The organism is Blastococcus saxobsidens, assembly GCF_002938435.1.
Classification (GTDB): domain Bacteria; phylum Actinomycetota; class Actinomycetes; order Mycobacteriales; family Geodermatophilaceae; genus Blastococcus; species Blastococcus saxobsidens.
The window spans coordinates 40,186-46,185 of record NZ_POQT01000039.1; the positions used below are offsets into that span (position 1 = coordinate 40,186).

At 75.0% G+C, this 6,000-nt stretch carries 8 protein-coding genes; 6 read left to right on the forward strand and 2 right to left on the reverse strand.

Features of this window, described 5'->3' with window-relative positions:
* Positions 1–97 precede the first annotated feature (97 nt).
* The 6 genes from C5507_RS18830 to C5507_RS18855 all read left to right on the forward strand — a co-directional run bounded on the left by C5507_RS18830 (position 98) and on the right by C5507_RS18855 (position 4,777).
* Positions 98–442: a MerR family transcriptional regulator gene (locus C5507_RS18830; protein ID WP_104530038.1), complete on the forward strand. Its 345-nt coding sequence runs from the start codon at positions 98–100 to the stop codon at positions 440–442.
* 59 nt (positions 443–501) lie between these two features.
* Positions 502–822 (forward strand): metal-sensitive transcriptional regulator, encoded by a 321-nt coding sequence (locus tag C5507_RS18835; RefSeq protein WP_104530039.1) that lies wholly within the window; start codon positions 502–504, stop codon positions 820–822.
* A gap of 25 nt (positions 823–847) precedes the next feature.
* Complete coding sequence (locus C5507_RS18840) at positions 848–1,060, forward strand: heavy-metal-associated domain-containing protein (RefSeq protein WP_242611077.1); 213 nt, start codon at positions 848–850, stop codon at positions 1,058–1,060.
* A 13-nt stretch (positions 1,061–1,073) separates the two neighbouring features.
* Positions 1,074–1,997, forward strand: a complete 924-nt coding sequence (locus tag C5507_RS18845; RefSeq protein ID WP_104530040.1) for a hypothetical protein — start codon at positions 1,074–1,076, stop codon at positions 1,995–1,997.
* A 44-nt stretch (positions 1,998–2,041) separates the two neighbouring features.
* On the forward strand, positions 2,042–4,312 hold the full coding sequence (locus C5507_RS18850; RefSeq protein WP_207225976.1) for a heavy metal translocating P-type ATPase: 2,271 nt from the start codon (positions 2,042–2,044) through the stop codon (positions 4,310–4,312).
* A 93-nt stretch (positions 4,313–4,405) separates the two neighbouring features.
* On the forward strand, positions 4,406–4,777 hold the full coding sequence (locus tag C5507_RS18855) for a hypothetical protein (RefSeq protein WP_104530042.1): 372 nt from the start codon (positions 4,406–4,408) through the stop codon (positions 4,775–4,777).
* On the opposite strand, the gene C5507_RS18860 is transcribed toward C5507_RS18855, so the two are convergent.
* Both C5507_RS18860 and C5507_RS18865 read right to left on the reverse strand, forming a co-directional pair.
* On the reverse strand, positions 4,763–5,755 hold the full coding sequence (locus tag C5507_RS18860; RefSeq protein WP_104530043.1) for an NAD(P)H-quinone oxidoreductase: 993 nt from the start codon (positions 5,753–5,755) through the stop codon (positions 4,763–4,765). The genes C5507_RS18855 and C5507_RS18860 overlap by 15 nt on opposite strands.
* A 54-nt stretch (positions 5,756–5,809) precedes the next feature.
* Positions 5,810–6,000, reverse strand: a 191-nt coding sequence (locus tag C5507_RS18865) for an aldehyde dehydrogenase family protein (protein ID WP_158657648.1), incomplete at its 5' end; no start/stop codon positions are given.

Genomic DNA, 6,000 nt, shown 5'->3' on the forward strand with positions numbered 1-6,000 from the left:
CCGGGCCCGCACGGGGCCCGGCCCCTGCGTCGTACCCCACGCAGGACGCCCGGACGGGATCCGGGCACCCCCTCCACGACGACGGGAGCGCGGCACGATGGCAGCCGAGGCCCAGGACCCGCTCCGCCGGCTGGACGACCCGGACTACCCGGCGCTGACCATGAGCCAGGCCGCGGAGCTGCTCGGGGTCCAGGCCGCGTTCCTGCGCAGCCTCGACAGCGCGGGGGTGCTGCACCCCTCCCGCTCCCCCGGCGGGCACCGCCGGTACTCCCGGCAGCAGCTGGTCCTCGCGGCTCGCGTGCGGGTACTCCTGGACGACGGGCACCCGCTCGGCTCCGCCGAGGTGATCGTCGGCCTGCAGGACGAGCTCGCGTCCGCGCGGGCGGATCTGGAGCGGGCGCGCGGGCGGTCGCGCCGCGATCCACGCCCCCTTGACAGATAACCCTAGGGGGGTATGGTTCCTGGTGCCGTCGCACCGCGCGGCACGACAGGAAGGACGACGTGGACACGACCGAGGGCGGCTGCACCGGCCACGACCACGAGCACGGCTACATCCACCGCAAGGACGACTACCTCAAGCGGCTGCGCCGCATCGAGGGGCAGGCCCGGGGCCTGCAGCGCATGGTCGAGGACGAGAAGTACTGCATCGACATCCTCACCCAGGTCTCGGCCATGACGAAGGCGCTCCAGGCGGTCTCGCTGGGCCTGCTCGAGGAACACCTCAGCCACTGCGTCGTCGACGCCGCGAGGGCCGGCGGCCGCGAGGCCGAGGAGAAGGTCCGCGAGGCCACCGACGCCATCGCCCGTCTCGTCCGCTCCTGACCCCCTACGCCCGAGAGGACCCCCCGTGACCACCACCGCCAGCTACACCGTCACCGGCATGACCTGCGGCCACTGCGTCAGCGCCGTCACCGAGGAGGTCTCCGCCGTGCCCGGCGTGACCGACGTCGAGGTCGACCTGGCCACCGGCGGGCTCACCGTCACCAGCGAGCAGCCGGTCGACGAGTCCGCAGTCCGCGCCGCCGTCGAGGAAGCCGGTTACGAGGTGAGCGGCCGCTGACGCGGCCGGCGCCATGAACACTCCCACCCGGATCGCCGCGTTCGCGCTCGGCCTGGTCGTCGTCTTCGGCGGTGCGGTCGGCGTGGGTGCGGCGGTCGGCCCGGTCGGGCCGGCCGACTCCTCCGCACCCGCGCACGGGGCCGCCGGGCAGACCGGCGGCGGCCACGGCGACGGCGGGCACAGCGCCCCCGCCGCGGTCCCGGCCACCCCGGGCGGCCTGCAGACGACCCAGGACGGCTACACCCTGTCCCTCGCGGACGCCGTCGCCCCCGCCGGTCCCGCCGTGCCCGTCGCCTTCGAGGTCCTCGGGCCCGACGGGCACGCCGTGACCGGGTACGAGACCGACCACGACGTCGACCTGCACCTCGTCGCCGTCCGCCGCGACCTGAGCGGCTACCAGCACGTGCACCCCGAGCTCGGTGCCGACGGCGTCTGGCGGACCGAGCTGGCCCTCGACCCGGGCAGCTGGCGGCTGTTCGCCGACTTCACGCCCGAGGCCGACGGCGCCAACCGCATCCTGGGCACCGACCTCGCCGTGGCCGGCTCCTACGAGCCCCGCCCGCTGCCCGCACCGGCCGCCGTGGCCGAGGTCGACGGCTACACCGTGGTGCTCTCCGGCGAGCTGTCCCCCGGGCAGGAGTCCGAGCTCGCCCTGAGCGTCAGCCGCGACGGCGTCCCGGTTCCCGACCTGCAGCCCTACCTGGGCGCCTACGGGCACCTGGTCGCGCTGCGTGCCGGCGATCTCGCCTACCTGCACGTGCACCCGGCCGAGTCGCGCGACGGCACCGCCGCCGCCCCAGGCCCGCACGTCCGCTTCGTCACCACCGCACCGTCGGTGGGCACCTACCGGCTGTTCCTGGACTTCAAGCACGGCGACGTCGTCCGGACGGCCGCGTTCACGGTGCCCGTCGAGGCCTCAGAGGAGCACGGCTCGTGACCACCGCACCCCCTTCCACCGACGTCGAGCTGCTGATCGGCGGGATGACCTGCGCCTCGTGCGCGGCCCGCGTGGAGAAGAAGCTCAACAAGCTCGACGGCGTCACCGCCACCGTCAACTACGCCACGGAGAAGGCGAAGGTCACCGTCGCCGGCGACGTGACCACCGACGAGCTGATCGCGACCGTGGAGAAGACCGGCTACACGGCAACCATTCCTCGGCCCCGTCCAGAGGCTCGTCCCGAGCCTGCGAGGGATGAGGAGGACGGGGTCCTTTCACCGCTCGCCCCGCTCCGCACCCGGCTGCTCGTCTCCACGCTGCTCAGCATCCCGGTGATCGCGCTGGCCATGGTCCCGGCGCTGCAGTTCGAGTACTGGCAGTGGCTGTCGCTGACCCTGGCCGCACCGGTGGTGGTCTGGGGCGGGCTACCCTTCCACCGCGCCGCCTGGACCAACCTGCGGCACGGCGCGGCCACGATGGACACCCTCGTCTCCCTCGGCACCCTCGCCGCGCTCGGCTGGTCGCTGTACGCACTGTTCTGGGGCACCGCCGGCATACCCGGGATGACGCACCCGTTCGAGCTCACGATCGCCCGCTCCGACGGCGCGGCCAACATCTACCTGGAGGCCGCGGCCGGGGTGACGGCGTTCCTGCTGGCCGGGCGGTACGCCGAGGCCCGCTCCAAGCGCCGGGCCGGGGCCGCGCTGCGCGCCCTGCTCGAGCTCGGCGCCAAGGACGTCGCGGTGCTCCGGGGTGGCAGCGAACGGCGGGTGCCGATCGACCAGCTGGTCCCGGGCGACCTGTTCGTCGTGCGACCGGGCGAGAAGATCGCCGCCGACGGCGAGGTGACCGACGGCTCGTCCGCGGTGGACGCCTCGATGCTCACCGGCGAGTCGGTGCCCGTGGAGGTCTCCCCCGGCGACCCGGTGACCGGCGGCACCGTGAACGCCGGCGGCCGCCTGGTCGTCCGCGCCACCCGCGTCGGCTCGGAGACCCAGCTGGCCCAGATGGCCCGGCTGGTCGAGGACGCGCAGAACGGCAAGGCCGACGTGCAGCGGCTGGCCGACCGGGTGTCCGGCGTCTTCGTGCCGGTCGTGCTCGCGCTGGCCGCGGCGACGCTGGGGTTCTGGATCGGCACCGGCGCCGGGCTGCCGGCCGCGTTCACCGCGGCCGTCGCCGTCCTGATCATCGCCTGCCCCTGCGCGCTCGGGCTGGCCACGCCCACCGCGCTCATGGTGGGGACCGGCCGCGGCGCGCAGCTCGGCATCCTGATCAAGGGCCCCGAGGTGCTGGAGTCCACCCGGCTGGTGGACACCGTCGTGCTGGACAAGACCGGCACGGTCACCACCGGCCGGATGACCCTGCTGGACGTCGTCCCCGCGGACGGCGAGGACGCCGACCGGCTGCTGCGGCTCGCCGGGGCGCTGGAGGCTGCCTCGGAGCACCCGATCGCCCGTGCCGTGGCCGGCGCCGCCGCCGAGCGCGGCGCGCTGCCCACCGTCGCGGACTTCGCCAACGTCCCGGGCCTCGGCGTCCAGGGCGTCGTGGAGGGCTCCGCGGTGGTCGCCGGCCGGCCGCGCCTGCTGGCCGACTGGTCCATGCCGTTGGGCGCCGACCTGACCCGTGCGGTGACCGACGCCGAGGAGGCGGGCCGCACCGCGATCGCGGTCGGCTGGGACGGCGCCGCGCGTGGCGTCCTGGTCGTCGCGGACACCGTGAAGGACACCTCGGCCGCCGCCGTCCGCCAGCTGCGCGCCCTGGGGCTCACCCCCGTCCTGCTCACCGGCGACAACGAGCGGGCGGCCCGCGCCGTCGCCGCGCAGGTGGGCATCGACGAGGTGATCGCCGACGTGCTGCCGCAGGACAAGGTGGCGGTGGTGCAGCGGCTCCAGGCCGACGGTCGCGGGGTCGCCATGGTCGGCGACGGCGTCAACGACGCCCCGGCCCTGGCCCAGGCCGATCTCGGCCTGGCGATGGGCACCGGCACCGACGTCGCCATCCAGGCCAGCGACCTGACGCTGGTCCGCGGGGACCTGCGCGCGGCCGCCGACGCGATCCGGCTGTCCCGCCGGACGCTGGCGGTCATCAAGGGCAACCTGTTCTGGGCCTTCGCCTACAACGTGGCCGCGCTCCCCCTGGCCGCGGCCGGGCTGCTCAACCCGATGATCGCCGGAGCGGCGATGGCGTTCAGCTCGGTCTTCGTCGTCACCAACAGCCTGCGGCTGCGCGGATTCGCGCCCCTGGCGGAGAACCGGGACGCGACCAGCGCGGTGCCCGCCGATCCGGCACCGCTGGAGGGCGCCACCCGGGGCTGAGCAACACGTCCAGCACGCCGTGGTCCCTGCTCCGCCTGGTAAGCAGGGACCACGGCGTTCGCGGATGCATGCTGGTCCCCCGGAGGAGGCACGGTGAGCACGGAACTGGACGACGGCCGACGACGGGTGGCCCGGGTGGTCTCGGCGGCAGGGGTCGTCGCGGGGCTGCTGCTGCTGACCCACCCGGACGGCGTCGCCGCCGCCGTGGCGCCGGAGTTCCCACGCGAGCGCCTGTGGATCGCGCGGGTGCTCGGCGCCCGCCTGGTCGCCCAGCACGCGCTCGTCCTGGCGGCTCCGACGGCGGCCGCGGTCCGGCTGTCGGCAGCGGTCGACGGCCTGCACGCGGCGAGCATGCTGCCGGTGCTGGCGCTCCCCCGCTACCGCCGCGCGGCACTGCTCACCGGTGGGCCGGCCGCCGCCTCCGCCCTGGCCGGCCGTTCCGCTGCCGCGTCACTGCCCCGCTAGCAGCAGCACCTTGCCCACGTGGCTGCTGGCCTCCAGCAGCTCGTGCGCCTCCGCCGCCCGGCTCATCGGCAGCTGCCGGTCCACGACCGGCCGGATCACGCCGGCCGCCACGTCGGGCCACACGTCGGCGAGCACGGCGGCGACCACCTCGGCCTTGCTGCCCGGGCCGGTGGCGGGGCGCCCGCGCAGCGTGGTGGCGTGCACGGTCCCCCGCTTGCGCATCAGGACGCCGAAGTCGAGCTCCCCGCGGGTCCCGCCCTGCAACCCGATGGTCACCAGCTGCCCGCCGGTGGCCAGGACGTCGACGTTGCGCCCGAGGTAGGCCGCGCCCATGTTGTCCAGCACGACGTCGGCGCCGTGGCCGTCCGTGGCCTCCCGGACCGCGGCGACGAAGTCCTGCTCGCGGTAGTTCACGACGATCTCCGCGCCCAGCTCCCGGCACACCTCCAGCTTCGCCGCGCTGCCGGCCGTGGTGGCCACCCGCGCCCCGGCGCGCGCGGCGAGCTGGATCGCCATCGTCCCGATCCCGCTGGAGCCGCCGTGCACGAGGAACACCTGCCCGGCCCGGAGTCCGGCGAGCAGGAAGACGTTCGACCACACCGTGCACACCACCTCGGGCAGCGCCGCGGCGGTGACGAGGTCGATGCCCTCGGGCGGCGGCAGCAGCTGACCGGCGGGGACGGCGACCCGCTCGGCGTAGCCGCCACCGGACAGCAGCGCGCAGACCGGGTCACCGACGGACCAGCCGGGAACCTCGTCCCCGACCTCGCTGATGACGCCGCTGCACTCCAGCCCGAGGATCTGGCTGGCGCCGGGCGGCGGCGGGTAGTTCCCCTCCCGCTGCATCACGTCGGCCCGGTTGACGGCCGCCGCGACGACGTCCACGACCACCTCACCGGGGCCGCACACCGGGTCCGGGGCCTCCCCCCAGCCGAGCACCTCCGGGCCACCGGACCCCGTCATCGTCACCGCGCGCATCCACCGCTCCCTCGTCCACCTGCACCTGCACTGCCACCGGACCTGCCCGCGGGGTCACTCCGCGGCGGCTCCGGCGGTGCTGCCCTTGGCCTGCCCGCTGCTGGGGCCACCGATCCAGACGGTCTTGGCGTTCATGAACTCGTACATGCCCACCTCGGTCAGCTCCCGGCCGTAGCCGCTCTGCTTGACGCCGCCGAAGGGCAGGTCCGGATAGCTGGCCGTCATCCCGTTGATGAACGCCATGC